This is a genomic window from Arthrobacter sp. MMS24-S77, from assembly GCF_054888235.1.
The window spans coordinates 3,886,550-3,913,497 of the sequence record NZ_JBTZRN010000001.1 but is presented as its reverse complement, the minus strand read 5'-3'; the positions used below and the strand labels follow the sequence as shown (position 1 = coordinate 3,913,497).

At 63.9% G+C, this 26,948-nt stretch carries 21 protein-coding genes and 1 pseudogene; 9 read left to right on the top strand and 13 right to left on the bottom strand.

From position 1 onward, the window contains the following. Nucleotides 1-137: 137 nt before the first annotated feature. From ACX5I4_RS17940 to pucL, 3 genes are all read right to left on the bottom strand, one after another. Entirely contained in the window at nt 138-962 is an 825-nt protein-coding gene (locus ACX5I4_RS17940; protein WP_461837838.1) for a MurR/RpiR family transcriptional regulator, read from the bottom strand. 112 nt (nt 963-1,074) lie between these two features. Continuing rightward, nucleotides 1,075-2,565: a nucleobase:cation symporter-2 family protein gene (locus ACX5I4_RS17935; protein WP_461837837.1), complete on the bottom strand. Its 1,491-nt coding sequence runs from the start codon at nt 2,563-2,565 to the stop codon at nt 1,075-1,077. Between the two features lie 218 nt (nt 2,566-2,783). Continuing rightward, nucleotides 2,784-3,698: a factor-independent urate hydroxylase gene (pucL, locus tag ACX5I4_RS17930; RefSeq protein WP_461837836.1), complete on the bottom strand. Its 915-nt coding sequence runs from the start codon at nt 3,696-3,698 to the stop codon at nt 2,784-2,786. A 425-nt stretch (nt 3,699-4,123) separates the two neighbouring features. Between pucL and ACX5I4_RS17925 the strand changes: the two genes are divergently transcribed. Then, complete coding sequence (locus ACX5I4_RS17925; RefSeq protein WP_172465634.1) at nt 4,124-4,300, top strand: hypothetical protein; 177 nt, start codon at nt 4,124-4,126, stop codon at nt 4,298-4,300. A 115-nt stretch (nt 4,301-4,415) separates the two neighbouring features. Here ACX5I4_RS17925 and ACX5I4_RS17920 read toward each other — a convergent pair whose 3' ends face one another. Together ACX5I4_RS17920 and ACX5I4_RS17915 are read right to left on the bottom strand one after the other, a co-directional pair. After that, nucleotides 4,416-5,186 (bottom strand): DUF2510 domain-containing protein, encoded by a 771-nt coding sequence (locus tag ACX5I4_RS17920; RefSeq protein ID WP_461837835.1) that lies wholly within the window; start codon nt 5,184-5,186, stop codon nt 4,416-4,418. 40 nt (nt 5,187-5,226) lie between these two features. Beyond that, nucleotides 5,227-6,621, bottom strand: a complete 1,395-nt coding sequence (locus tag ACX5I4_RS17915; protein ID WP_461837834.1) for an 8-oxoguanine deaminase — start codon at nt 6,619-6,621, stop codon at nt 5,227-5,229. A gap of 377 nt (nt 6,622-6,998) precedes the next feature. Between ACX5I4_RS17915 and ACX5I4_RS17910 the strand changes: the two genes are divergently transcribed. From ACX5I4_RS17910 to ACX5I4_RS17890, 5 genes and pseudogenes are all read left to right on the top strand, one after another. Then, nucleotides 6,999-7,493, top strand: a complete 495-nt coding sequence (locus tag ACX5I4_RS17910) for a nucleoside deaminase (RefSeq protein WP_461837833.1) — start codon at nt 6,999-7,001, stop codon at nt 7,491-7,493. Nucleotides 7,494-7,499: 6 nt separating this feature from the next. Next, nucleotides 7,500-9,080 carry an NCS2 family permease gene (locus tag ACX5I4_RS17905; RefSeq protein WP_461837832.1) on the top strand — a complete coding sequence of 527 codons (1,581 nt, stop codon included), beginning with the start codon at nt 7,500-7,502 and terminating at the stop codon, nt 9,078-9,080. Between the two features lie 291 nt (nt 9,081-9,371). Continuing rightward, complete coding sequence (locus tag ACX5I4_RS17900) at nt 9,372-10,589, top strand: XdhC family protein (protein ID WP_461837831.1); 1,218 nt, start codon at nt 9,372-9,374, stop codon at nt 10,587-10,589. Continuing rightward, nucleotides 10,580-11,539 (top strand): FAD binding domain-containing protein, encoded by a 960-nt coding sequence (locus ACX5I4_RS17895; protein ID WP_461837830.1) that lies wholly within the window; start codon nt 10,580-10,582, stop codon nt 11,537-11,539. The genes ACX5I4_RS17900 and ACX5I4_RS17895 overlap by 10 nt, the downstream gene beginning before the upstream one ends. A gap of 2 nt (nt 11,540-11,541) precedes the next feature. After that, nucleotides 11,542-14,417, top strand: a pseudogene (locus ACX5I4_RS17890) (molybdopterin-dependent oxidoreductase). 1 nt (nt 14,418) lies between these two features. On the opposite strand, the gene nboR reads toward ACX5I4_RS17890, so the two are convergent. The 3 genes from nboR to ACX5I4_RS17875 form a co-directional block, all read right to left on the bottom strand. Continuing rightward, a complete protein-coding gene (gene nboR, locus ACX5I4_RS17885) occupies nt 14,419-15,060 on the bottom strand; it encodes a nicotine blue oxidoreductase (RefSeq protein WP_461837829.1) in 642 nt (213 codons plus the stop codon). A 111-nt stretch (nt 15,061-15,171) separates the two neighbouring features. Then, nucleotides 15,172-15,606 carry an SRPBCC family protein gene (locus ACX5I4_RS17880; protein WP_461837828.1) on the bottom strand — a complete coding sequence of 145 codons (435 nt, stop codon included), beginning with the start codon at nt 15,604-15,606 and terminating at the stop codon, nt 15,172-15,174. A 1,523-nt stretch (nt 15,607-17,129) separates the two neighbouring features. Next, entirely contained in the window at nt 17,130-17,303 is a 174-nt protein-coding gene (locus tag ACX5I4_RS17875) for a hypothetical protein (RefSeq protein ID WP_461837827.1), read from the bottom strand. A 179-nt stretch (nt 17,304-17,482) separates the two neighbouring features. Here ACX5I4_RS17875 and ACX5I4_RS17870 point away from each other — a divergent pair, with 179 nt between their 5' ends. Beyond that, nucleotides 17,483-17,956 carry a hypothetical protein gene (locus ACX5I4_RS17870; RefSeq protein ID WP_461837826.1) on the top strand — a complete coding sequence of 158 codons (474 nt, stop codon included), beginning with the start codon at nt 17,483-17,485 and terminating at the stop codon, nt 17,954-17,956. 107 nt (nt 17,957-18,063) lie between these two features. On the opposite strand, the gene ACX5I4_RS17865 is transcribed toward ACX5I4_RS17870, so the two are convergent. The 4 genes from ACX5I4_RS17865 to ACX5I4_RS17850 all read right to left on the bottom strand — a co-directional run bounded on the left by ACX5I4_RS17865 (nt 18,064) and on the right by ACX5I4_RS17850 (nt 23,206). Then, complete coding sequence (locus ACX5I4_RS17865; protein ID WP_461837825.1) at nt 18,064-18,468, bottom strand: hypothetical protein; 405 nt, start codon at nt 18,466-18,468, stop codon at nt 18,064-18,066. A 229-nt stretch (nt 18,469-18,697) separates the two neighbouring features. Then, on the bottom strand, nt 18,698-19,333 hold the full coding sequence (locus ACX5I4_RS17860; RefSeq protein WP_461837824.1) for a TetR/AcrR family transcriptional regulator: 636 nt from the start codon (nt 19,331-19,333) through the stop codon (nt 18,698-18,700). Between the two features lie 9 nt (nt 19,334-19,342). Further along, nucleotides 19,343-21,895 (bottom strand): glycoside hydrolase family 3 C-terminal domain-containing protein, encoded by a 2,553-nt coding sequence (locus tag ACX5I4_RS17855; protein WP_461837823.1) that lies wholly within the window; start codon nt 21,893-21,895, stop codon nt 19,343-19,345. Nucleotides 21,896-21,949: 54 nt separating this feature from the next. Continuing rightward, on the bottom strand, nt 21,950-23,206 hold the full coding sequence (locus ACX5I4_RS17850; RefSeq protein ID WP_461837822.1) for an MFS transporter: 1,257 nt from the start codon (nt 23,204-23,206) through the stop codon (nt 21,950-21,952). A 388-nt stretch (nt 23,207-23,594) separates the two neighbouring features. Between ACX5I4_RS17850 and ACX5I4_RS17845 the strand changes: the two genes are divergently transcribed. After that, the gene (locus ACX5I4_RS17845) at nt 23,595-24,026 is read left to right on the top strand and encodes a hypothetical protein (RefSeq protein ID WP_461837821.1); all 432 of its coding nucleotides are present in this window, start codon (nt 23,595-23,597) and stop codon (nt 24,024-24,026) included. A 540-nt stretch (nt 24,027-24,566) separates the two neighbouring features. On the opposite strand, the gene ACX5I4_RS17840 is transcribed toward ACX5I4_RS17845, so the two are convergent. Then, complete coding sequence (locus ACX5I4_RS17840; RefSeq protein WP_461837820.1) at nt 24,567-24,842, bottom strand: helix-turn-helix domain-containing protein; 276 nt, start codon at nt 24,840-24,842, stop codon at nt 24,567-24,569. 499 nt (nt 24,843-25,341) lie between these two features. Between ACX5I4_RS17840 and ACX5I4_RS17835 the strand changes: the two genes are divergently transcribed. Next, entirely contained in the window at nt 25,342-26,895 is a 1,554-nt protein-coding gene (locus ACX5I4_RS17835) for a sigma-70 family RNA polymerase sigma factor (protein ID WP_461837819.1), read from the top strand. Nucleotides 26,896-26,948: the final 53 nt, after the last annotated feature.

Genomic DNA, 26,948 nt, shown 5'->3' with positions numbered 1-26,948 from the left:
TTTCCACGACAGGGGCAGTCGTTTCACTGATTCAATTCAATGGAACAGATGTTTCAGTACCGTTTCCGGGCCGCTAACTCTTCTTTACGCTTGGCGCCGGGTGCCCGGCGAGCGAGCCGAGCACAGCCGCCGTCGGACTACCGTCGCTCGATCTCTTCCAGTGCGTCGAACACCCCGGTGATTTCCCGGACGCGATCCCTTCCTGAACGGCCCTTCGCCGCCAACACGCCATTCGCGAGGACGCTCATGAGGCTCATGGCCGACGCATAGCTGTCAAAGGCGGCGCTGCCCTCCACTGGGCATTCGATCCAGAGGGAGGCATCCGCCGCAAGCCAACGGGCGCTGGGGTCACCAATCAGGATGGTGCTCGCGCCGGTGGCCGTGGCGGCCTTCAGGACGTGGTGGAAACGGTCGGGCCTGCGCCGGAAGCCAAGCAGGACCACGACGTCGTTCCCGTCCAGTCCAGCCAGTTCCTCACCCACGCTTTGGCCCGGCTGAGGGGCCAGGCTTACCGACGAACGGCACTGTAGAAGCTGCTGCCGTAAGTGGAGGGCTACGGGGAAACTGTTGCGGAAACCGATCAGCAGGACATTCCGGGCCTCAGCCAGTTGTTGTGCCACCCTGAGGAGGCGACCGTCGTCGAGCGTGTCGAAAAGGCGGTCCAGGTTCTGCTGTTCCTGTGCCAAATGCAGGGGGAGCCCGCCGTCGCCTTCCTGCCTGGCGAGCGGCACTCCGCTGGACCTCAGGCTCCGGGTGTGTTCCTTGACTTCGTTGAAATCGGCGAATCCCAGGCGGCGGAAGAGCCTGCTCATCGTGGCCTTGGAAACGCCGCTCAGCTGGGCGAGCTCCGCCGCGTTGTACACGGCAAGGTCGCCCAGTCGGTCCAACAGGGTATCCGCGGCCTTTTGCTCCTGCGGCCCAAGCTCCGAGTAGTGTTGTTCGATTCGCTCATCGATCCTCATGAAACAACCGTCTCACGCGGATCCGGATCTAGTGCGAAATGGCAGGTGGTGCCCCTCTTGAGAAATAGGGGCACCACCTGCCAGTTCGGTGCAGAAAGGCGGAAAAAAGCCGTCAGTGCTCGGCTGCGGTGGACGAGGTGAGCGGCACTTCCTTGCCCTCGGCGTCGATCAATTTGCCGTTCTCGAACCGGTCGCCGTTCGCAAGGCAAGCAATATCCGCTTCGGTGACCACGCGTCCCGTGCCTGCCACGAATACCGACTGGTTGTCCGAGTTGCCGGCCTTGAAGTGGTTGAAGAGCACGTTCAGCAGTATGGCCATGATGGCGGCCGAGCTGATGCCCGAGTGGAAGATGGTGGAGAACCAGGACGGGAACTGGTCGTAGAACTTCGGGGCGGCGATCGGGATCATGCCGAAGCCGATGGAAGCCGCCACGACGATCAGGTTCATGTTGTTGCGGTACTCCACCTTGGAGAGTGTCCGGATGCCGCTGGCGGCCACGGTTCCAAAGAGTACGACGCCGGCGCCGCCCAGGACGGGCGTCGGAACCGCTGCGACCACTCGGCCGAGGACGGGCAGCACGCCGAGAACCACCAGGATGAGTCCGCCGGCGCTGACCACGAAGCGGCTCTTGATGCCGGTGATGGCAACGAGACCGACGTTCTGGGCGAAGGCGCTCTGGGTGAAGGAGTTGAAGAGAGGTGAGACGGCGCTTGAGAGCATGTCCGCACGCAGGCCGTTGCCGATGCGCTTGGAATCGACCTTGGTGCCCACGATCTCGCCGACCGCGATGATGTCCGCCGAGGTCTCGGTCAGGGTGACCAAGATGACGATCAGCATCGAAACGATGGAGGCGATTTCGAAGGTGGGAGCACCGAAGGCGAAAGGTGTGGGGAAGGCAACGATCGGACCTTGGCCGACCTTGGAGAAATCAGCCATTCCCGTGGCGAGGGCGATGACAGTCCCGATAGCCATGGCGAGGAGGATGGACAGGCGCGAGATGGCCGCGTTGCCGATCTTGCTGAGGAGCAGGACGATGCCCATGGTGGCGGCGGCGAGGCCGATGTTCGCCATGCTGCCGTAGGTGGGTGCGGCGCTGTTGCCGCCCATCGCCCAGTTGGCTGCGACGGGCATGAGGGTTAGCCCGATGGTGGTGATGACGGTGCCCGTGACTACAGGCGGGAAGAATTTGATGATCTTGGAGAAGAGGGGAGTGATCACCAGGCCGATCAAGGAAGCCACGATGACCGAACCAAACACCGCTTGGATCCCTCCGCCGCCGTGGACGATCGCCACCATGGTTGAGACTCCGGCGAAGGACACCCCCTGGACCAGTGGCAGTTGCGATCCGAAGAACGGGATGCCGATGGTCTGAAGAATAGTGGCGAGGCCGCCGACAAACAGGCAGGCCGCGATCAGGAGGCCAATGTCTTGCGAGGACATGCCTGCGGCGGCTCCGATGATGAGCGGCGGGGCGATGATGCCGCCGTACATGGTCAATACGTGCTGGAAGCCGTAGGCGAACGTGCTCCCGATCGAGAGGCGCTGGTCCTCGGGCCGGGCTGGCCCGGACTGGGCGGGGCGGGTCTTCTTCTTGATGTTCATGGCAGACTTTCTTGGTTCATGGCAGACGTCTTTGTCTGGCTAACTTTGTCTGGCTAACAATGTGGTTTTGGGTATGGTTGCCCAACTGACTCGCATTTGATGTCGTTTTGACGCTCCAAAACGACATCAAATGCGTGGGCCCACGCCGCTAGGGTTCCCTGGCCGAGCTTGCGAGGCGAGGGAGGCGGTGGGGATCAGTTGGGCGGGAACCGGGCGGCTTAGCAGAAGCCGGCGATGCCGTTCCAAGCAGCCGGGGCCGGCTTGGTGTCGTCGCGCTGGACCGTGGCTTCGATCAGGCCATACGGGCGGTCCGCGGCGAAGAAGACCTCGTTGGGGTTGTCGAGGCCGAACGGGCTAAGGTCCACCAGGAAGTGGTGCTTGTTGGGCATGGAGAACTTGATCTCATCAACTTCGCTGTGGGCCTCGAGGACTTTCTTGCCCATGTCGAACAGGGTCTGCTGCAGGGCGTGGGAGTAGTTCTCCGTGAAGCCCTCAAGGAGCAGGGCCTTGATGTCTTCGTAGCTCTTGTTGAAGTCAGTCCCGGCAACGTCGAGCCCAGTGCTGTAGCGCCAGCGGGCCGAGACGTCGGTGGCGAGGATGCGGTCCGTGGTCTCGGGCAGCGTGGTGTACCGGTCGCGCGGGTAGCCGACGAAGCCGGACTGGGTGGTCTTGAGGACGGTCAGGTCTTTGAGGCCGGAAATGACGTGCGTGGTGTTGCTTTCGCGGACCACGACGGCGGTGCGGACTTCCTGCCCCTTGCGGACAAAGCTGTGGTCGTGTTCGGATCCGTGTGCCTGGATGCGGTCCCAGGTGTAGGCCTCGGCTTCCCAGCGGCCGCCCGTGACCCACTCAAATCCTGAGGTGAAGTGCTCGCTCAGGCGGAGGAGGAAAGCTTCGGGGGAGCCGATGCCGTCACGGGCGAAGGCATAGATGGTGTTCTTCTGGGTGTCCGTGGCGACGACGTGTGCGTTGTCGCCCTGGAGGTGCGCAGCCTGGAAATCGCCACGCAATTGTGAGGTGACGTTCAGGTCTTCGATCTGGTGGCGGTCGGTGTCGCGGGTGACTTTGACGACGCGGACTTCTGCCTTGCCGTACTGGTTGTCGCCGAGGACGATGTTGTTGCTCATGGTCATATCCCAACTTCTACGAGGTGGAACCACTAAGGTCCACCAATGAAATTAAGCGCGTGTTTCAAACGCGTTTCTGGTGGAGCCGACCCAACAAAAAAGAGCCGGCATCCATTGATGCCAGCTCATTACGACCCTGCCTGCTGCTCCCAGGTTACGTGACCTGCGCCACGAATTGAAGAAAGCGTAGCCCACATTTGCCAGTGGTGTACATCACTTCCGGAGAATCGTTATCTACTTTCCGATTGTGACCGGCGGCGCCCCGCGGTGGGGTGGGCAGCCCCGTGGCAGCCCTTGACGTCATTCGGGGATCCCCTCTACCATTTCCATATAACAAAAAATGTTTTCCAAGATGTGGAAATTGGCGAGGGTCTGACGAAGGGCCCCGGCGCAAACCACGGAGAACTTGAGCGCATGAAATAGGAGGACAGATGGACTCGCAGGATAAGAACAACGTCGTGGAGTTCCCGGCGCCCGGCCAGGAACTGTACCTGCCGTTCGGCGCTACGGATCCTGACTTCTACATTCCGGCCGACTGTGACCGCACGCCCGGGACATTCTCCCGTTGGCTGCGCGCCCTTCCGGTCTTCGGCCGGCAGCGTTCCTAGGGCTCCTGCCCCTGGGGATGAAGGACTCTGCGCAACAGAGCCAAAAGGCGGGCGGCACCTGGGGAGGTGCCGCCCGCCACTTTGTGTGCCTGGGAACGTTGCCCGTCTGGGGAATCTACATAGGGAAGGCCCCGGCAAGGCTGGAAACGATCATGCCCGCTTTGATGGCCACCAGGATGAAGCTCACGGCAGTCAGTGCAATCAGTGCCCACACCGGTGCGAGTCCGCGCTGTGGCGCCACCTTGTGGACGATCACTGAACGGCCCACAACGTAGACTCCCGCGCCGAGGAAGGCCCATGCCCAGTGGAAGGGGCGGACCACCCCGTCCTTCTGCAGCTTTTGCCAGTCGAGGTAGGACAAGAGAACGCTGACCCCGTAGATGAGCCAGGCCGAAACAATGAGCAGGAAATATGGAACGCTGAACGCGCTGGGATCGAGGGTGGGTACGCGCCTCGCGCCGACAATTCGCACGTGAAAGACCGGATTCCAGATCATCAGGATAATCAGCGTGATCACCGGCAGCAGCGTGACGAGCCAGATGAACGGATTGTAGACCGGGGTCTGCCGGCTGATTTCCGGGCGGGGAGCGGGCTGGACCGGTCCCGCGTACTGCCCAGGCCCCGCGGCTGCGGGCCACGAGGCTGCCGCCTGCGGTGCCCCGGGCTGTGCCACTGCCGGCCACGGGGCTCCCGCCTGTGCCGCAGGCTGACCAGTTCCCGCCTGGCCCGGCTGCCCGGCCGCAGGCCACGCCGCGCCGGCCTGTGCCGGCGGGTTCCAGGCGGTTCCAGTCCAAGCGTTACCGTCCCACCACCGTAGTTGCCCGGAGCCCGAGGGGTCCGGGTACCAACCTGGAGGAGTCGGCGTGTTGTGCTGGGGGACGGTCATGATTTGCCTCCTGATCTACGACCTAATCGAGAGGCTACTCCTAGCCCCTGATGATTTTCTGTGCGGCGGCTGAGTGTTTGGCAATAAGTTCCGGGATGTCCAGGTCCGGGATCTGTCCGTCCACAACGCGCCACTTGCCGCCCACCATGACGCGGTCCGCGCGGTCCGCTGCGCAGAGCAATAATGCCGCGACGGGATCATGGCTGCCGGAGAAGCGCAGCCCGTCGGGCTTGAACAGGGCAAGGTCTGCCTGCATCCCGGGAGCAATCTGGCCGATGTCGGTGCGGCCCAGCACTGCCGCGGATCCCCGCGTCGCCCACCCGAGGGCGCGCTCCACGGGGACGTCCGCACCATAGCGCAGCCGCTGCAGATACAACGCTTGCCGTGCCTCGAGGATCATGTTGGAAGCATCGTTCGACGCCGAGCCGTCCACTCCCAGCCCCACCGGAACCCCGGCCGCCTCGAGTTCCAGCACCCGTGCGGTGCCGGACGCGAGCCGCATGTTCGACGTCGGGCAATGCGCGACGGCGGTGCCCGCGGCGCCCAGCCGGGCGATCTCGTCGTCGTCGAAATGGATGCCGTGGCCAAGCCAGGTGCGCTTGCCGAGCCAGCCGACGCTGTCCAGATAGTCCACGGTGCGCAGCCCGAACATCTCGCGGCAGAAATCTTCCTCGTCGATGGTTTCGGCGAGGTGGGTGTGGAGCCGGACATCCAGCCGTTCGGCCATGGCGGCGCTTTCGGCCATGATCTCCCGCGTCACCGAGAACGGCGAACAGGGAGCCAAGGCAATCTGGATGACCGCGCCGTCTCCCCGTTCGTGGTACTTCCCGATCAGCCGTTCGCTGTCCGCGAGGATCACCTCCGGGCGCTGCACGGTGGACCGCGGCGGCAGGCCGCCGTCGTCCTCTCCGAGCGTCATGGAGCCACGGGTGAGCATGGCGCGCATACCGAGTTCGCGTACGACGCCGACCTCGACGTCGATCGCGTCCTCAAGTCCCGCGGGGAAGAGGTAGTGGTGGTCGGCTGCCGTGGTGCAGCCGGAGAGCAGGAGTTCCGCAAGCGCTACTTTCACGGCAAGTTCGAGGCTGTCCGGGGTGAGGCGAGCCCACACAGGGTAGAGGTTCTGCAACCACGGGAACAGGGGAGCGTTGGCCACCGGAGCCCAGGCACGCGTGAGGGTTTGGTAGAAGTGGTGGTGCGTGTTGATGAGACCGGGCAGCAGTACGTGGCTACCGGCGTCGAAGACCCGATCGCAGGGCACGGAAGGTTGCTTTCCTGTAGGGACGAGCTCGGAGATTTTCCCATCGCTGACAACGATCCCCCCGCCGGCGTCAAGCCCATTGGCGGTGAACACTGCAAGGGGATTCTTGATCCACAGGCGGGAAGGTGATGGCGCCTGGGATGTTGCTGGCTGGAATTCGGTTTTCGGAGACACTGGAATCCTTGTCTGGTCGGCGTAGTTGCGTTCCAGCTCAGTGGGTCCTGTCTGCTGATCCAGGTTGCGGCGGGTCTGCCCTGCCGGTGGCACCCAGCGTAGGACTCCGGGCCAAAGAGAGTCAATGTGACCGACGCCGGCAGCCCGGCATGAGCTCGAATTTCACATGTCGAAACTTTTTTTCCAGAAACTATGGCGCGGCTCACATCTCCGGTGCTAATCTCAATTTGCCAAAGGCGGGCACCCGGACTCCGGGAAGCTATCTACCAGGCGAAACCTTCAAAAGCACGCGCTGAAGCCTGGTAATCGCAGCACTGGTCTGTCATGTTCAGATGCCTCCTTGGTTACAGGCTTCCTCAGCACAAAGGAAGTCGCACATGAGTACCACCGTCACGGCCGAACGTTTCTTGGCCACCTCCATTGAGCTGGCAACAGCCAATGTCCTCAACAGCGGCGGGCCGTTCGGCGCCGTCATTGTCACCGCGGATGGCCGCGCCTTCGAAGGCGTCAACCGGGTCACCGCTACCAACGACCCCACGGCCCACGCCGAGGTCACCGCCATCCGCAATGCCTGCCGCGAGCTCGGTACTTTCGACCTCAGCGGAGCCACCCTCTACACGAGCTGCGAGCCATGCCCCATGTGCCTGGCCTCGGCGCTCTGGGCACGGATCGACAACGTGGTTTTCGCAGCAGACCGGCACGACGCCGCCTCCGTTGGCTTCGACGACGCCGTCTTCTACGAATACTTCGAGAACGAAGACCGGGACAAGCTCATGCCGGTCCGCAAACTGGAACTGGGCGACCCCCAGGCGCCGGCGATCCTCGAACCGTTCAACACCTGGAACACGCTTGACTCCAGGATTGACTACTAGGGCCCGGTGGCTGAAATGACAATCCTGGACCCCGCAGAAATGCGAACGGCAACTGAAAAGCAGGCTGCGTCCTTGGGCGCAGGGCAGACAGCGGCAGGCGAAAAGCACACGGCAACCGGACTGGCGCAGCGGGGCAGCAGCCCCAGGCCCCCGGCGTCGAACTCCTTCCTGGATCGTTTCTTCCAGATCACCAAGCGTGGCTCCACGCTGGCCCGCGAATTCCGCGGCGGCATCGTCACGTTCTTCACGATGGCATACATCGTTATCCTCAACCCCCTCATCCTGGGCGGATTCTCGGCCCAGAACGCACCCACGGACGTGGCCGGCGGATGGTTGTCGGCAGCGCAGGTGGGGGCAGTCACCGGCCTGACCGCCGGTGTCATGACGGTCCTCTTCGGCCTTATCGCGAACCTGCCGTTCGGGCTCGCCGCGGGCCTGGGAATCAACTCGTTCCTGGCAGTCGCCGTCATCCATGAAGTCACCTGGCCAGAAGCCATGGGCCTGGTGGTCATCAACGGCATCCTGATTGTCCTGTTCGGCGCCACGGGTGCCCGGACCGCGATTTTCAAGGCCGTCCCCAAGGAACTCAAGGCCGCCATCACCGTTGGCATCGGCCTGTTCATCGCCTTCATCGGATTCGTCGACTCCGGCTTCGTCCGCGCCACAAAAGGTGGACCGCCGGTACAGCTCGGCAACGATGGTTCCATCACTTCCATCCCCACGCTTGTTTTCATCGTCGGTCTGCTGGTCATGGGAATCCTCGTGGCCCGCAAGATCCAGGGCGGCCTCCTGATCGGAATCGTCGCCACCACGGTCCTCGCCGCCGTCGTCGAGGCCGTCATGCACATCGGGCCTGGCAGCGCCGCCAATCCCGGTGGCTGGCACCTCAACACCCCGGTACTGTCCGGCCAGCTGGTTTCCGCCCCGGACTTCAGCCTGGTGGGCCACTTCGACCTCTTCGGCTCGTTCTCGCGGATCGGCGGCTTGGCGGCCACGATGCTGGTGTTTACCCTCGTTTTCACCAACTTCTTCGACGCCATGGGCACCATGACCGGCCTCGCCAAGAGCGCCGGCGTGGCATACAAGGACGGGACGTTCCCCAAGCTCAAGTCGGCCTTCATCGTCGAAGGCCTGGGCGCGGTGGCCGGCGGCGCGACGTCCGGTTCGTCAAACACCGTGTATATCGACTCCGCTGCCGGGATTGGCGAAGGCGCCCGCACCGGCCTGGCGTCGGTGGTCACCGGGTTGCTGTTCCTGGGGTCGATGTTCCTGACCCCGCTCACCAGCGTGGTTCCGCTCGAGGTCGCAGCCGCAGCCTTGGTGGTAGTGGGAGCCATGATGATGGCGCAGATCCGCGAAATCAAGTTCTCCAAGTTCTCCGTGGCCCTGCCCGCCTTCCTGACCATCGTCACCATGCCGCTGACCTACTCCATCGCCAACGGCATCGGCGTCGGGTTCATCTCCTGGGCCGTGATCCACGCGGCATCGGGGAAGGGCAACAAAGTCCATCCGCTCATGTGGGTGGTGACCGTGGGCTTCCTGATCTACTTTGCCCGCGGGCCGATCAGCGCGCTGATGGGAGCGTAGCCGGCCATTGAGACGGCGGTCCGGCCGCAAGTCACCGCAATGAATAGGCGTCCGCCGATCGTCACCAACCGCATAGTGCGGACGACGACGGCGGGCGGCGGTGGGGTGCGGCCGCTCCGCTAAGGACCGGGGTGGGAAATGAGAGGCCCGCCCCGGTCCTCTCCACGCAAAGGGCTGCTTGTTCTACCCGAAGCTTCCCCGAACACACGCAAGGAATGAGAATATGAGGCAAGATCGCACACTGCCCCGGGAGGGTCTCCGGTCCGGGACCTCGGTAAAGGAAGTGCTGCCATGCTGGATTTGATGCCTTCGCTGGGCACCTGGCGGCCCGCGGTCTCTGGCGAACGATGCGCAGTTGCCACCATTGTGGCCGCCGGAGGCTCCGTGCCCCGGCCCCTCGGCACGTCCATGGTGGTCTCCGAACACGGCGATGTCCTCGGCAGCCTCTCGGGAGGGTGCGTGGAAGGTGCCGTGGTGGAGGCCGCACTTGAGGCAATGCGCGACGGCGGCAGCCGCCTTGAGTCGTTCGGTTACAGCGCCGAGGACGCGTTCGCCGTCGGGCTCACCTGCGGTGGCGAGCTGGAAGTCCACATCCAGCCGACGGGGGTTGCAGGGCTGGACCTGGCCGCGTTGAACGCGGTAAGCGGAGGATTGAACGCCGCGAGCGGCTGGCCGTCCTCCATGGCACTCATCCGCCGGCTCGACGCTGCGGGAGGCGCCGTTCTCGTTCCAGATCCGGCGGCTTTTTCTGCGGCGGGTTCGCGGGAACTCTCGGCGCTCCTGGGTGGGGATGCCGGCGTGATCCGCGCGGCCGCAGCCCAGCTCGAACCCCTCTTGCGCGGGGGTCGCGCGGGGCTGGTCCGGCTGGCGCCGGCCGAAGGCTGCGGGGCCGTACCGGAACCCGAACCCATTACCCTCTTTGTGGAAAGCCGCTTGCCCGCGGCCCGCATGCTGATCTTTGGCGCCAACGACTTCGGTGCCGCATTGCTCCCTGCCGGGAAACTGCTGGGCTACGACGTCACTTTGTGCGATGCCCGGCCGGCGTTTTCGAGCCAGGGCCGTTTCCTCGCCGCCGATCAAATTGTCACGGACTGGCCGCACCGCTACCTTGCCGCCGAAGCAGCCGCCGGCCGGATCGATTCCCGCACAGTCGTGTGCGTGCTGACCCACGATCCCAAGTTCGATATTCCGCTCCTGGAAACCGCCCTCGCTTTGGATCTTGCCTATGTGGGCGCGATGGGGTCGAGGCGCAGCCACCGCCAGCGGATCGACCGGCTGCTGGCTTGTGGCACCCCGGCTGAGGCGCTCGAACGGCTTCATTCGCCCATCGGACTGGACCTCGGCGCCGTCACCCCCGCCGAAGTTGCGGTTTCCATCACCGCCGAGATCCTCGCCTCGCGCGCGCCGCAGCCCGCCTCCGCCTGGGGTTCGCTCAAGGACGGCGCAGGACCGATCCACCGCACAGACACACGAAGCACGCACGAAACCCAGGAGAACCAATGGACATGAACACCATCGAGTCCGTGGTTGCCACCACGGATCCAGGCCAGTGGCGCGACGGCGACGCCTGGCTTGCCGGCGGCACGGTCCTGTTCTCCTACGGCAGTCCGGTCGGCAGCGAAGAACCGCTCAAGCGGTTGCTCGACCTCGGCGAAGCAGGCTGGCAGTCCGTGACCGTGAGCGACGCCGGGATCGAACTTGCCGCCACCTGCACCGTTGCCGAGCTCTACGCGCTCCCGGTTTCGGATGCGGTGGCGGGATGGAACTGGCCCGGCCTTGATCTTTTCCGCCCGTGCTGCGACTCTTTCGTGGCTTCCTTCAAGGTGTGGAACATGTCCACTGTTGGCGGGAATGTGTGCACCTCGCTCCCCGCCGGGCCCATGATTTCGCTCTGCGCAGGCCTGGATGCCACGGCCACCATCCTCGGCCGGCACGGCAGCAGTCGCACCGTTCCGGTGGCCGAGTTCGTTGCCGGGGACGGGAAAAACTGCCTGGCACCCGGCGAGCTCCTCCGCAGCATCCAACTGCCGGCGTCGGCCTTGGCGGCGAAGGTGGCCTTCCGCCGTCTCTCGCTGAGCAACCTTGGGCGTTCGGGGGTGCTGCTGATCGGAAGGCTCGACGCCGATGGCAGCCTGGTCCTCACCGTCACCGCCGCCACCAAGCGACCGGTGCAGTTGCGGTTCGCCGCGGCGGAGGCGCCCGACGCAAGCCAGCTGGCCTCCGCCGTCGAGCGTTCAATTCCCGCGGAGCTGTACCACGACGACATCCATGGGCTCCCGGAATGGCGTCGCGACATGACGTTCCGGCTCGCCGAAGAGATCCGGTTGGAACTACTCGACCCGGCTGGAGCTGGAGAGCCGTTCACGGTCTCGGGTGATTTCTGGCCGCCGCATGCGACGTCCCCGCAACCGTCCACCCAGCCCGAATCCATTCACACCGCACAGCAGAAGGAGGCCTGAGCATGGCAATCGAGATCAACGGAACCGCCACCGAGGCCACGCCCCGGCCGGGCCAGTGCCTGCGGACGTTCCTGCGTGAACAGGGCAACTTCGGCGTCAAGAAGGGGTGCGACGGCGGCGACTGTGGCGCCTGCACCGTCCACGTGGACGGCACGCCCGTGCACAGTTGCATCTACCCGGCCGTCCGCGCCGAGGGGCATTCGGTCACCACTATCGAGGGGCTGTCGAACGGGGAAGAGCTGCATCCCGTGCAGGAGCAGTTCCTGGAAAACCAGGGCTTCCAATGTGGCTTCTGCACAGCGGGCATGATGATGACCGCCGCTACCTTCGATGAGGAACAAAAAGCCAACCTCCCGCGGAGCCTCAAGGGAAATCTGTGCCGCTGCACTGGCTACCGCTCGATTGCGGACGCGGTGTGCGGTAGTCACACTCACGCGCCCGACGGCGGCGCGGCAGACGCGCCCGGCGCGGCAACTAAGGGTTCCGGTCAGCTCGGCGACAATGTTCCCGCGCCTGCGGGGCGCGCCGTCGTCACCGGCACCGCCCGCTACACGCTCGACGTCCCCCGGAACAACTCCCCGGGCTGTTGCACCTCAAGTTGCTGCGCTCGCCGCACGCGCATGCCCGTATTGTCTCGATCGATACGACGGCGGCCCTCCAGGTACCGGGAGTCGTTGCCGTGTTCACGCACGAGGACGCGCCGGCCCAGTTGTTCTCGACCGCCCAGCACGAGCTCTACACCGATGATCCCGACGACACCAGGGTCCTCGACAACGTGGTGCGCTTCATCGGCCAGCGGATTGCCGCCGTCGTCGCAGAATCGGTCGGCGCAGCGGAAGCCGGGGCCCGGGCCATCAAAGTGGAGTACGAACTTCTCGACGCGGTCTTCTCACCTCAGCGTGCGTTGCTTCCCGGTGCGCCCGCGATCCACGGGGAGAAGGACGGGGAAACGGCCCGGATTTCCCGCCCGCAGAACAACGTCGTGGCAGAGGTCCATTCTGAGCTGGGGAACGTCGAAGCCGGATTCGCAGCGGCCGACTTCATTCATGAGAACACGTACCAAACCCAGCGCGTTCAGCACGTCGCGATGGAAACGCACTGCTCCATCGCGTGGGTGGAACCGTCGGAGAAGCCGGGGGAGGACCGGCTCATGGTGCGTTCCTCCAGCCAGGTCCCGTTCCTGGTCCGGCGCACCCTTGCCCGCGTGTTCGATCTCGCCGAAGACCGCATCCGCGTGGTGGCGGGCCGGGTGGGAGGTGGCTTCGGCGGAAAGCAGGAAGTGCTCACCGAGGACCTCGTGGCCATGGCGGCCCTCAAGCTGCGCCGGCCCGTGCAGGTGGAGTTCACCCGCACCGAGCAATTCACCGCCACCACCACACGCCACCCTTTCACCATCAAGGTCAAGGCCGGAGCAAGCCGTGATGGCCACCTGACGGCGATGCAGGTGGACGTCGTCACCAACACTGGTGCATACGGAAACCACGCGCCCGGAGTGATGTTCCACGGTTGTGGTGAGTCCCTGGCCGTCTACAAATGCGCCAACAAGAAGGTGGATGCCCAGGCCGTGTACACCAACACTGTCCCGGCCGGCGCCTTCCGCGGCTACGGTTTGAGCCAGATGATCTTCGCGATCGAATCCGCCGTGGACGAACTCGCTGTCGGAATCGGCATGGATCCCCTGGAGTTCCGGCTCAAGAACATGGTCCGGCCGGGTGACAACATGCTCTCCACGAACCCGGAACCGGAGGAGGACGTGTTTTACGGGAGCTACGGCCTGGACCAGTGCGTGGCGCTGGTCCGGGATGCCCTCGAGCGCGGCGAAAAACGCTACCGGGATGCCGGCCTCGACAACTTCGGCCCGGAGTGGGCCACGGGCACCGGCTCAGCTCTGTCCATGATCGACACCGTTCCGCCTCGCGGCCACTTCGCCCACACGCGCCTCAGGCTCCTGCCGGACGGTACGTTCGATGCCGCCGTCGGGACCGCCGAATTCGGCAATGGCACCACCACGGTGCACGCCCAACTGGCTGCGACCGCCCTGTTCACGACGGCGTCGAAAGTGGCAGTGCGCCAGTCCGATACGGACCTCGTGGAGCACGATACCGGCGCGTTCGGCTCCGCGGGCACTGTGGTGGCCGGGCAGGCGACCTTGCTCGCGGCGCAGGAGCTCGCAATGCGGATCCGGGCCGTGGCTGCCGGAATCGCGGGTGTTTCGGAGACGGACTGCGTGCTCGAGGACGGTGCTGCGCGCTGCGGTGAGCGGGTCTTGGCGCTCGCGGAGGTGCACGACGCCGCGCGGCAGCAGGGCGTGGAACTCGCCGCCGAAGGGCGTTGGGGCGGAACTCCGCGTTCGGTCGCCTTCAACGTCCACGGATTCCGGGTAGCCGTGAACACCGGCACGGGGGAGCTGAGGATCCTGCAGAGCGTCCAGGCGGCCGATGCCGGCGTGGTGGTCAATCCACGGCAATGCCGCGGCCAGGTGGAAGGCGGAATCGCCCAGGCACTCGGCGTTGCGCTGTATGAGGAAGTCCGCGTGAACGACGCCGGCCGGGTCACCACGGACATCCTGCGCCAGTACCACATCCCGTCGTTCGCGGACGTGCCCCGCAGCGAGGTCTACTTCGCGAAAACGAACGATCAGATGGGGCCGCTCGGCGCGAAGTCCATGAGCGAGAGCCCGTTCAATCCCGTTGCGCCCGCACTGGCCAACGCCATCCGGAACGCTACGGGAGTGAGGTTCGCGGAGCTCCCCATCGCTCGGGACAAGATCTACCTGGCGCTCAAGGACGCCGCCGCCCCCACCCAACTAGTCCCCACCGCCGCCCTCGCCTCGCAAGCTCGGCCAGGGAACCCTGGCGGCGTGGGCCCCCGCATTTGAGTTAGTCGCTGAGGAGGTGCAGCTGTGCCTTGGTATCCACGTCTGTTCCATCGGCAAGGTCGCTGCAGTCCACAACGTCCACCAGTCCTGGGTGGGCTTTGAGGAAACGGCGAGCTCCGGCGTCGCCCACGGCGGACTCCGCCGCCTCGGCGCGGAGGGCGGCGTCGATGATCAAGGGATGGCCGCGCCGGAGTTTTACGGGTGCGTTGCCGTTGACGGCGTCTTCGGGGTACCCCACTTCGGCGAACCCAGCGGCCGTCACGCGGCCGGGTTGGTGTGCGGCCAGCAGCCTGGCGACGACGCGCGGAGTCAGGCTGGGCTGGTCCACCAAAGCCATCAGGATGTTGTGGCCATGGGCAGCCGCTGCAACACCTGTCCGGAACGAACTGGCCATGCCGGACGCCCACTCCGGATTGTCCACCACCAGGTATCCGTCCAGATCCGTGGTGCGGCGGACTTCCTCGGCTCCGGCACCGACTACCACCACTACCTCCTGGCATCCGCCGTCGAGCAACACCTTGGCGAGTACTTCCACCAAGGTGCGCCCGCGGAAGGGGAGCAGTGCCTTGGGGCCGAGTCCCAGGCGCGTCCCTGCGCCGCCGGCCAACAGTACGCCAGTGGTGGGCGTGGGGGTGTCCTTCATGGATTCACCCTATACATGGAGCTCCCCGCGATCTCCACACGGGCCGGGCAGGCCCTGCTGCTGCTGCCGGCACAGCTGCGGTTTCCGGAGGACCACGTCGAAGTTCAACTTCTAGTGCGATCCCACGGCGGTCTTGAGGCTGTTAAGTTGTGCGACTTCGGCCCACATTGTCCGGGTGATCAGGCGGTCGATGAGCTTCATCAGGCCTTTGGGCTGCAGGTCGAGTTCGAACCGAACTCTCGTGCCGCTGAGAACCTCGGCCAAATGAAAGGCGCCAGTGGGGCGGGCAGGCCCGGCAATGACCTGGAATGCGACGAGGGAGCCAGGTTCCGCGCGGGTGATTTCAAAGTCACCCTTGATTGGTCTGCCGCCTGGACCAGTGAGGGTCTGGCTGTAGATGGCTCCGACTGTTCCTGCGATTCCGCTTTTTAGGGCAATGCTTTGGATTCCTTTCCTCCATTTGAGTTCGTTGAGGGGGTCGGCGATGAAGGCGTAGACGTCACTGATCGGACGTTTGATGATGACAGTGTTCTCGGCGTGAGCCATGGAGGACCTTTCGTCTTGAGGGCCACTTCTCTCTGGAGCAAAGAGAAGGAGCGGCCCCTAGAGCATTGTGTTGGGCATGATGCTGTGAAGAGGCGTGCGGCCGGGGTCTCAGATCCAGCCGCACGCCCTGCAGGGTTCCGCGGATCCCTGCACGTGCCCCGTGTGGTCGGGTTAGCATGGGGTTCCCCACCGCCGCGGCACGGCCTGGACACACGCTCCACGGAGGACGGCTCCGTGGGGAGCCCCCAACAGGCCAGAGGCGAGTTTCACACTCCTCTCGCATGCCAGGCACTATGTATGTGTCTTGAGGGCCCGAAACATGTCGCCAACCTGGTGAGGCAAATTCCGGACGCCCGTAGGAGCCGATAGCTGACTCCTCGGTCCTTCAGAAACTGGAGGATCGGGACGTGACACCGGAAACAAGGTACTAGGTCCTTACCTGGAATGCTTACGACCCTCCCGCTCTCCTTGGCAGTCAATATCCCGGGTACCGCGAAGGTCCCTCGGTCAAGGCGCAGTCCGGGCGTGCGCAGGTTCAACGTCCTGTGTGGGAATTAAACCGTCGGCGTCGCGGCACGATCTGCGCCCCCGCGACACTTAAAGGGTGCTTGACGCGTGGGAGATGGTCTTCTCGACGGATTTGTGGGGACGACGCGAGAGGTCACTCCGGAATGTGTGTCAGGCCGTGTCCCAGGCAGTTGGCGGTTACCCAGACGGCCGCACTGCCTGGGACACACTTTGAGCCGGGACACCTACCGAGAGCCAGGACGTCGTCCGCCAGGCTGGCGGCTGTGGCAGGCGGCCTTGATCAGTTTCAGAGGAGACTCCTCCGCTGCGAGCAACCCGTCGACGTCGGTTCCCAGATCCAAGGCCAGGCCGAATGGTCCGACAAACGGAATTGATTCCCGGGGTGTCCAGAATGTCGTTGATGTTCTCATGTCGCCAGCACGTCCCGGCCAGCGGGGAGTCACAGCAGAAGGCGCCCCAGAAAGATTCTTTGCGAACCCGCGGCGAGAATCCGCCAGTTTTTCCTCTTTAACTGTGAAGGCTCGCACACGACGAGAGCGGTCGTCGGCACTCTTACCGGAGTAGCCCGCTCCTCACTCTTCATGCCTCCTGGACCCTGGGAGGAGCTTTCACAACCCCAGGCTCCCCGTCTCGCGTTTTCATGGGGGCCTTGAAGTTGTTTTTTTAAACATCGAATCGATGAATTAAAAGCCGTCCGAATAAGGCGACTGGCTGGCGTGAAACGTACACGCATCTTTGGAGGAGACAGTCATGATCAAGATTTCCAAACCGGCAACGAGGGCAGCGGTGTTTGCCGGCATCCCGTTACTGTTGTTGACTGCAGCAGGGGCAGCGTTGGCCGATGGTGCGGCCAAGCCGGGCGCGGCCACTGGGACACAGAACAGCGTCAATGCTGCCAAAGCACCGCTCGCTCCAGTGATTTCCGGATCTCCGGCGGCTTCGGAGACCGCTGGAAAGCCAACGGTTCCGGCTCCGGCGGCCCCCGCGACGGCGGCTCAATCCACTACGGCGGCACAATCCACTGCGGCCCCCGCGACGGCGGCACAGCGAAGCGCCGCTTCGTCCAGCTCCGTTTCAACGTCCACTGCACCGACGGATCCCGCCACTCCGGGATTTTCAACATGTGATCCCGCGAAGCCCAACACCATGCCCAACTGTGCCTTGCTCACGGTCAACAAGGTGTGGGTAGTCAATGGCCAGACCATCAAAAATGGTGACGTCCTCGAAGGTGTCACCTTCAACGCAGCCCTCAAACTGACGTTCAGCCACGACAACGCCCCCAACTCGGTGCCCCAGGTAGCCGATCCTGCTGCGTGGGGAGGGCTACTACGTTCACCACGGCAGGCCTGTGAGTATCGAAGAGCAGATCAATCTGCCCAGCTGCACGGTGAACAGTTCCTTCACGGATGGGACCCGCACCCTTCACAATGGACGTCTGCACGATCTTCAGTGGTTCGGACCGTCCGAGCTTCACATTCAAGGCCCGTTGGAGTACACCGTCACGGTGACGAACACCGCCGAGTGCGTATTCCCGACACCCACGCAGACCGTCACTCCGAGACCCACGCCGACACCGACGCAGACCGCACCTCCCACACCCAGCGTCGTTCCGACCCCGACCAGTTCACCGTCGGTAACCTTGCCGACCGTGACCCGAACAGCCGTGATCGTGGGCGCTTCCGCAACCCCGGTATCCGGCACAACTGAGAACCGGCTGGCCTATACCGGGTCCGGCGGGATCGGTTGGATTGCCGGCGCAGCCACGCTGCTCGCGGGAGCCGGGGGTGCGCTGCTCATTTCCCGACGCCGCAGGGCCCACTAACGGCGCAACGCACTCTGGAGATGTCCGGCGGGTTAGGGCGTGTCGAATTGCGGTTTCCCCGGCGTGGGTGCTGCCGGGGTCCGCGTCCAGTTAGTGCGGGTTGGAGATCAAGCCGCCTGCAGCTTGTTCAAACACCGAACGTAGCCGGTCATTACCGATTCGAAGTCAAGCAACTGCGGTTGGACATTGGTTGCCGAGGGCACCTCGCCGGAGTCTTCCTTGCACAGCAGAGGTTCACAACTGTTCCCTGATGCGGAGAACGTTGCGATGCCCCAGGGATGGGTTGCGGATGTCACGGCGATGCCGGCAGCGTCGAAGGTGTCGGCCAGGACTTTGGTTGCAACGGTTTGCCAGGAGTGTAGGAATGCGTCCTGCATACGCTCCACAAGATCCGTGTCCTTGCTCTTGCGGGCGAGCGTCAGCGCCGCTGAAAGATCGTCCCACTCCTGTGCCGGGCGAACAAGAAGGTGTCCACTCCGGATCCGGGCATTCATCTCATTCAACGACAACATTGGAATCCTCCCTCGAAATGGTGCGGCCTCCGCCGCCGGGTGTTCAAAACGGGAACACCGCCACGGACCTTGTGTCCGAAACCAAGGGAACATGACGTCATTGTCCCGAAGTTCGGCCCTCCCACGCGGTCAGCGCTGATCGCAATAAGCAGGTCACCTGGACTCGTCGGTCGACCGCTCGACCGCAGCCACGTGCAATAACGGCCGGGTTTACGGTTTACTCAGCGGCTCAACCCCTGGTAGACCACCGCTCCTTGATTCCGCCAATGAATTCCGCGAGCCCTGCAACTGGGTCCGTCTGGGCACCGTTGACGAGCCATTGGATCTGGAGCCCGTCCTGCATGGCGATGGTCTGGCTGATGAGTTCGTCGACGGGAACGTCTGGGTGGATCTGCCCGGCGGCAATTCCATGTTCCAAAGCCGCGCGAAGCCACGAGCGTATTCCCTCGTAGTGGCCCAGGATCCAATCGTGGGCGGGATGCTCTGGATCGATTGCCTCTGCACAGATTGATACGAACAGGCGCACAACTTCTGGACGTGAACGGTTGCGTTCTGCGAGATCCACGAGGGCCTCGAATGCTGCCCAGCCAAGGGCCGGACCTTGGGCTGTCTCAAGGAGGCCGCCGTCCACCTCGTCCCGGTATTCGAGTGCTGCCGTCAGCAGCGCTGCTTTGGTGGGGAAATGGTGGAGGAGCCCTGATTGGCTCAACCCGGCCCGCTCTGCGACTTGGGCGATTGAGGTGCCCCGGAAGCCAGAGGCCGCGAAGAGGTCCAGCGCGACTTCGAGCAATCGGACGCGGGACTCATCACCGGCGTTGCTGGCGCGCTCGGTACGGGTCCGGCGGTAACTGCGGGGAAAGGACACGAGCACATTCTAGTTGGAGGTGGCCGGCACGGGGCGTGTGGCCCTGAGCCGAATATCACCCAGACCCCTGGCGACCAGGTAGTCGCCGCCACAGAGGTCTTGCCACCCGTGGCTTGCCGTGTCCCAAACCCGGCTTGCCCGCGGGTCCACGGCTACGGTCACTGTGCGCACTTCACCGGGCTGAACGTCCTCCGCCACAGCCCAGCCGATAAGCCGTACCGGCGCGGTGCGTTCGGTGAGACCTTCGGGTTTGTGGCCTGGTGCCGCGCCCTCGAGGTAGAGCTGAATTACCTCCCGGGACGGTCTGGTCCCGCTGTTGCGGAGCGTGACCGCCACTTGCTCGCCTCCGGGCTCGGGCGGGGCTGCCGGGGCCAGGCTCAGGTATTCCCAGCTGCTCCAGCCGAGGCCGTGGCCGAACCAGAAAGCGGGCCGGGCCGCCGGTCCTGGCTGTTCTGCGGTGATCGCAGCGTACCAACCGCGGTAGCCCATGGCCACGCCTTCGTCGTATTTCAGTTTCCCGGCGGTGGGGCGCGGATCCCAGGCCGGGCCTTCGCCGTCGGCGGCCGGGAAGGTCGTGACCAGGCGTCCGGTCGCTTCGCGGCGGCCCAAAAGAACGTCCGCTACGGCTCCGCCTCCCTCCTGTCCGGGGAGCCCGGCCCAGATCACGGCGTCCACGTCATCCAGCCATGGCATGAGTACCGGGGTTGCGGCGTTGACCACCACAATGGTCCGTTCGGCCGCAGAGGCGACGGCGCACACCATCGCGTCCTGTGCGCCGGGCAAGGAGAGGGTTTGCTTGTCTTTCGCCTCGGTTTCCTGCTCGTCAGTGAGCCCGACGACTACGACGACGGTTCCGGCGCCTGATGCTTTTTCGGTGAGCTCGGCGATGACCTTCGCGGGTGGGCGCGAAGCGGTCTGCGCGACAACGGCGAAGAGGCCGTAGAGTCCGGCGTCGTCCTCTCCGGGTCGGACGCTGAGCCGCAGCAGGTGGCCCGAGGGGCGTTCGATCCTGGTGAGCCAGCTTGGCGGGGCGAGAATCGCTTCGCCGGGGTCGTCGCCGCTGAGTCGGGTTTGAGCCGTCTCGGTGAGGTTGTCGTAGTGGAGTTCCCAGTGTCCGGTGCCGACGCCGCCGAGTTCAAGGGTCTCTGCGCCGGGAAGATGGATCTGTGCACTGAGCTCGAGGCGGGCCGCACCTTCGTGAGGGCCCTGCCCGAAACCGACAGCGATTCGCGGATCTTCCTCAAGCGTGGAGGCCTGCTCACGATCCTCCCTGTCATAGCTGGTGACCCGGAGGCCGGCCTTACCGGTTTCAGGGTCACGCAGGACCGCGGCGCTGGCGGGTCGGGGACTACGGCGGACCTCGACTCCGTCGATGACGCGCAGACTTTCTGTTCCAAGCGCCTCCTTCAGACCATCTTCGATGGTCATGGCGCGTGCTGGCCGGACCTGGGCGGAGCCGCCTCCTTGAAGCATGGTCTCACCCGCGTGTTTGCCGATGACTAGAAGCGGGTGTGACGGTGAGATTCTGTCTAGGTCGACAGGGAGCACTCCCGAAGAGTTAGTCATGACCGTGATTCCGGCCGCAGCTGCTGAGCGAAGCTCTTCCTGACGCTCCGGAGCATCAGGGGCGGGCAAACTCGAGCCGACGGGTCGCGCCATGGTGCGCAGAACGCCTTCGGGATGCCAGGCACCCACCCGGTAGGCAAGGCGAAGCAAGCGGCGGAGGTGATCGTTGACAACTGCCTCGGGGACCTCGCCCGCGGCAACCGCGTTTACGAGGGCTTCGCCCCACGGGCCGTCCGGTCCTGGCATCACCAAATCCAGCCCGCCGAGTGCAGTGGCACCTGTGCTTGTTGCCGCACCCCAATCGGACATGACCTGCCCGTCGAATCCCCATTCCGCTTTGAGGACGCCATTGACCAGTTCGTCGTGTTCAGTGGAGGGCACGCCGTTGACTTTGTTGTACGCGGCCATGATGGTCCAGGGCCGTGCGTCCTGTACGCAGATCTCATAGGGCAGGAGATAGAACTCGCGGAGCGCCTGCTCGCCGACGACGGAGTCGACGGTCGTGCGATCGGTTTCCGTTTCGTTTGCGATGAAGTGCTTGACGCTTGCCCCGATCCCTTTTGACTGGAGGCCGCGGACATAGGCGGCCGCGAGGCGTCCGCTCAGCAGCGGGTCTTCGGAGTAGGCCTCGAAAAGGCGCCCGCCAAGCGGCGTTCGGTGGAGGTTGATAGTGGGCCCGAGGACGACGTCAACACCGAGCCGGTTCGCCTCCTCGCCGAGGGAGACCCCCAGTCGTTCCGCTGCAGCCTCGTCCCACGAACCTGAAGCGAGCGTGGCGTTCGGGAACATTGCCACCTTGTCCCCGCCGGTGAATTTCTCGCCCCGCACGCCAGTGGGTCCATCGCTGAAGATGATGCGCCGGAGGCCAATCGAAGGCTCTGCGCGCAGCGAAAACATGTCTCCGCCTGTCAGGAGGGCTACCTTCCGGTCCAGGGGAAGGGAAGCGATCGCCGCGTCGATCGCGGCCTCGAGGCCGGAGCTCGTTGCTGGATTCATTTGTTTTCCTTCGTCAGGTTTCAAGCTAGCGAACAGTTCGGACCGGGAGAATCGCTAGGGCTCCGGCCAATCCAATCGCTGCGGCGATGACGAACATGACCGCGTAGTTCCCCCGCTTGTTCCAAGAATCACGGCGCCGAGCCCGCCTGCCAAAGATTGGGGAAGAGCGTTGGCGATGTTGAAGACTCCGAGATCCTTGGCTGAGTCTTCCGGATTGGGAAGGACATCGATGACAAGGGCCATGTCCACTGCATAGTAGACCCCTGCGCCGGCGCCCATGACGAGCTGCGCAACGTAGAACATCTCGGTTCCCGCGGCGAAGACCAGCAGGCCCAAACCGATGGCGAAGACCGCGGTGGAGACGAAAACGAAAGCCTTCCTGCGCCCCAGGCGATCCGAGAGCCAGCCGCCGATCTTCGCGGTGACCGTGAGGGCTGCCGTGTAAATGAGCAAACCCAGGGCGAGGGCGGCGACGGCGTCTCCGGTTCCAAGGCGCAGATGGTCCTGAAGGAAGAAGAACTGGAACGTGATGAACAGGAACATGCCAAGGGTAAGGAGAAATCGGGAGATCCAGGCCCACGCGAAATCCGGATGTTTGACCGGGTTGACCCAGAACGTCATGAGCAGCGCCATCCACCCGTTGGTCTCGGGACGTTCAGTGAGGGCCCGGTCCGGCAATATGAAGCAGAACAACAGGATGAGTGCCGCGGCGAACAGTGAAGGGATAAGGAAAAGCATCAGGAGATCATTGACGAAGAAGTTCGCCACATAGGCTGCCGCCAGGATGCCGAGATTCTGCATTATTCCAACATTCGCTGAAACCCCGGCGAGCTGCCGTTCAGGGACTTGATCGGCGATGGTGGCCAGCAGGGGCGCGAGGACGGCATTGCCCGCGAGCTGGGCGAGGCACCATCCCAGGAGCAGCGTGGTGAAGTCGCCGGCGAGGGCCATAAGTACCATCGCGAGCACGAAGACCGCGGCCCCGCCGGCCATCCATGGCCGCCTGCGCCCGAAGCGCGACATCGTCAGATCACTGAGCCGCCCGAAGACCGGATTTCCGATCATCGCCACGAGGGCCGCGATGGACAGGATGGTGCCGGTGGCGGGGGCAGCCTGCTCGGCAGGGAAGACGCTTTGGGCCTTGAGCGCCAGACTGACCATCACCGGGGCGAGCAGGGCGAGGAAAAGTCCAAACTGGGCGAGCGCCATGGTGACGATTACCCGGGTGGGGGCCGTGGTGGGGGAGTCCGGTCCAGAGAAGGCTGTTGTGTCTGGGGCGAGTGGGGTGGCGGAAGGGGGAGGGGTTTCCATGAGGGTTCCAAACGTCTTCGTATGGCGGGCGTTCCACAGACCGAGTGATCGGTCTGTGGAGTTGAACGATTCTTGCCGTGCTTCGCGCCGTTGTCAAGAGTCGACTGTTCAATGCCTCTCTTTTCCTTGACTGCTAGGTACTAGTTGCTTCAGCCGGTCTCCCGGCGATCCACCCCCGGATCCGCTCCCCACAGGCTGCCCTCAATGAAAGCCCGTGGCGGGACCAGGTTGGTGGCACGTTTCGGCTCGAGGTTCCACTATTTAGATGAGCCTTGGTCCTGCAAGTCAGGGCGTGGCCGATATCGAGATCGAACGATAGGAAACGAACCGATGGATCCCCATGGCCGGCGCGACCAATCATCAACGTAACGATAAGGATCACCTCGATGTGACGCATGCCGAGGGGCTGCGGGCCTGGGCCAAAGGCTCCTTCCCTTGCGAGGCTGCCACCGAATTGCTGCTCCGCGGGTTTGGAGGCCGGTTCGCCGCGGCCGGCAATCCCTGGATCGGCACGGACGAATTCAGCCGCGCATCGTGGATTGATTTCGCCTCGATCCCCGAACATGCCGGCCGTGTCTCCAACGATGAATGGGGGTTCCTGATGTTCGCCGCTTCCCTGGCAGAGGGCGTTCCCGTGAATTTGGGTGACATCGTGACCGCAGTAAACAGGGAGAGCGTCGCGCTCATGCTGGCCGCGATCGCCCACGCTTCCGGTAGCCATGAACATTCCTGGGAGAGGGCGGGCCGGGACGAATTGGTGGGCTTCAACCGTCTGCCCGGCCTGTATTCATGGCCGGGCAAGCACGCTGAAGGCCGCTAGGACAGAACTTTCGGACACCTCTCGGACGGCCACCAAGGTTCAGCAAGGTGAACGGGCCGTTCGAGCTGGTTCCCGGGAGGCCGGGGCATGGATTTTGCATTGTGGTTCGCGACACGATCCTGGTCCTTCCCCTACTTAATAGGTGGCAGGCATGGGAGTGGTGAAATCCGACAGACTTCATCGATGTGGTGTCCGGGCGGACAGCCATCACTTCACATGCCCGCCCTGTCACGGAGCGCGCGCCGGATCCTGTTGGTGCCGCGTCTGCCTGGACATACGAGCCGGTGACTATGATCACGGCAAAGCGTGCGGCCGGGCCTGGACTTGGCCGCACGCTTCTTCGCTTTGAACCGCCGAAGGCGCACGGTGCCAGCGTGGTCATGCTGGCACGAAAGATCACACCGGCCGATAGAGCATGACGGCGCAGCGCCACCACTTTGCTCATTTTCCCCGACGATGTTCACAATCAAGGAGCCTCGCGCGGGCCCCTTGCGCCTGCCAATGGTCCGCGGACTTTGTATAGCCGAGCGTATCTACCGATCAGCGGGCATGGCCCGGGCTAAGGGAGAAATAGGGTGTAAAGCGGGCTCTAGCTCCGGGTGGAATGTTTGAGCGGACGGTCCCTGCAGATTCCAGCCCGAGAAGATGTCCATGGACCGTGCTTCTGGACAACCCCACGGCATGGCAGATATCGGCCACTCTGCTAGCGCCATTCTTGAACAAATAGTCGAGTATCAAGGAGCGGGCCGTGGCGGATGCGGTAGGAGCCCCGGGCGGGAGTGCCGGGTCCGTCGTGGCGTAGGGGATCGTGGACATGCCTGCCTCTCAATGCTTCAACGTGTGTACGAAACGGGATCTGCTCCGGCACAGGATGCCCTGTATGTCGTGGAACCTCCCGACATACAAGTGCTGCTTCTTGGTGAAACGTGTCGCGGTTCCACGACTGACGGCCGCCGAGTCTGGGCTGTCAGACCACGTTTTGTTTGAGGCAAGGACACGGGGGATGTTGCCTTGGTTCACTCGTTTGATGAAGAAATCGAAGGCCGGTATCCGGTTGATGCTTACGGCGCCGTGTTGCATGCGTCGTATGGGACCTTGACCCGGAGGGTGAGTGACACCGCTTCCTTGACCGTAGTGGCCCCCGCGCAGCCTCCCTCCGCGTCCTTGCCGGCGCATCTCGATGAGGGCTCCTCAAACCAATCGGCGACGGCCCATGAGTTCAATTTGCGGGGAAGTTCCCGGTTAGGCGTCATTTATGGCGTCCGTAGGCCACACAACACATATGGCCAAGAATTCTGAAGCTCTAGGGGAAGTCATGGCAGGTAGGTTTCGGGCAGCCGCGGTCGCCAGTGACCGTGAGCTCATCGCGATGGTTCGCGCTGGGAACGCGGAAGCATATGAAGGGCTCTACACGAGGCACGTGTCCATCGCCTCCTCTGTGGCACGGAAGAACGTCGATAACCCAAGTGACGCGGACGACGTCGTCGCGGAAGCATTCCAGGCCGTGCTTCAAAGCCTCAAATCCGGGGGAGGTCCTAGGGAGTTTTTCCGCGCGTATTTGCTCTCCGCCGTCACCAGGCTCGCCCACCACACCAACAGAAAGGCACGCCGAACCACCCCGGCAGACATCGAAGCGAACTTCGACCACGATGTGGTGGAGGAGGACCCGGTCATTCGCGCGTTTGAATCGCGGACCGTCGCGCGCGCGTATCGCGCGCTGCCTGAACGGTGGCAGTCGGTGCTTTGGTATCTGGACGTGGAAGGGATGAAGCCCGCAGCGGTCGCCCCGATCATGGGCCTTTCTCCCAACGCCGTTTCCGCGCTCGGTGTACGGGCCCGGGAGGGATTGCGCCGCCAGTACCTGCAGTCCCATATCAATGACCCGGAGCGCGCGGGCTGCGCGGAGTTCAGGTCCCAGCTGGGGGCCTATCTTCGTGGCGGGCTTTCCAAGAAGAACGCGTCGGGTGTCCGCAGTCATTTGGATGGCTGCACGGCGTGCACAGCTGTCCTGCTTGAACTTGAGGACGTTCGTGGAACCATGCGGGCCGTGCTGTTGCCGTTGGTCACAGGTATTCCATTGACGGCCTGGGACGACAGGTCCAAGGAACTCGGGGCGGCCGGCGTCCTGCAGGGAACCTCAACCGGGACGACCCTGGTCAACCCCGTGGTGATGACCGCCGCTGGTGCCCTTGTGGCAACGATCATGTTTGGCGGGGTTAGTGACTCAGCTGGCCTGACTGCTCAGGACCAGCTGGATTCGCTTGGTGTCGAGTCGCCGCGGAACGACGTCCCGGCAGGGCCTCTACACCCTGCCCCTACTCCATCATGGCCCCGGACCCCGGGAACGTCGGCGGCCCAACAGCCCCCCAGCCCTGTCCCGCCCCCAGCGCCTCCCCGGTCTTACGAAACGCCGCCGGACACAGTCCCACAACCTGGTGGCCCGTCCCCGTTGCCGTCCCCAGCTCTGCCGCCTTTGCCTGGACCCGGCGTTGTCTCTGAGTCGATCCAGACCGCAGGCGTCCAGGGGAGCGTTTCCGTTTCGGATGTCAACGGCGATCCCAGAACCCGGAGCATGATCGTTGCTTTTTCGATCACAGGAGGCGTGGATCTCCGCTCTGCAACCGCCACCTTCTCATTATCGAAACACGCCTCGATAGATCTTGCATCCCTAGAGGCCCCTTCAGGATGGACCTGCCACGTGAACCCGGGAGATTCCGGTGCGCTCACATGCACTACGGGCGTCCTCAAGAGCGGAACGACAGAGTTCCACTTCACCATCAACACCACAAACAAGGGACACGGTCACACGCTTCAATACAACCTCAACGGTCCAGCCATCGAAACAAACTCATACACGTATGGATTCTGAAATCAGTCCGCATGCCAAGATTCCGGGCGGCCCTCCGCGCAAGCACCTGATCG